The following is a 525-nucleotide window of genomic DNA, read 5'->3' as shown; positions in this document are numbered from 1 at the left end:
CAGCGGCGGCGATCTGTTCCTCGGTCGCGTCGCGCGGGTCGTCGACATATTGCATCAGCAGCAGCGCGTAGCCGAGGTCCATCTGGTGCTGCTCGAAGGACAGCCGAACCGCTTCGGGCGTGTCGGCACGCATCTCCTGCATGGTTTGCAGCGCGTCATAGGCGAGGATGCCCGAGCGGATCATCACCTCGGCCTCGGCCACCAGCTGGTCAATGCCCTGCAACTCCGTCGTCAGCGAGCGGGTGCCGATCAGGCCCATGACCCAAGGCACTTCGATGGCGTAATGGGTCTCCTGCGCGTCACGGTCGGGGATGCCGACCAGCGTGAAGGGGGCGGGGGCGGGGTGCGTTTCCCACATCGCCTCGATCGCTGCCAGCTTCATGCGCTGGGTGTGGCTCGCCGAATAGCCGCTCTCGTCGCCCAGCACGACGACCGACAGGGCCGAGGCCAGACCGAAGGCCGAGGCAATGGCGATGGAGCGCCGCGCCAGTTCCACATGCCGGCCCTTCAGCAGGTACCACGCCG

The 525-nt window shown here is 67.2% G+C and carries 1 protein-coding gene; it reads right to left on the bottom strand.

The features are described from left to right. The coding region (locus BCY78_RS24285; RefSeq protein WP_199523201.1) for a cytochrome ubiquinol oxidase subunit I at window positions 1-525 on the bottom strand (525 nt) is incomplete at both ends.

This window comes from Pararhodobacter sp. CCB-MM2 (genome assembly GCF_001691415.1).
Classification (GTDB): domain Bacteria; phylum Pseudomonadota; class Alphaproteobacteria; order Rhodobacterales; family Rhodobacteraceae; genus Pararhodobacter.
Note: the sequence above shows the minus strand (reverse complement) of the source record. Positions and strands in the feature narration are given on the sequence as shown.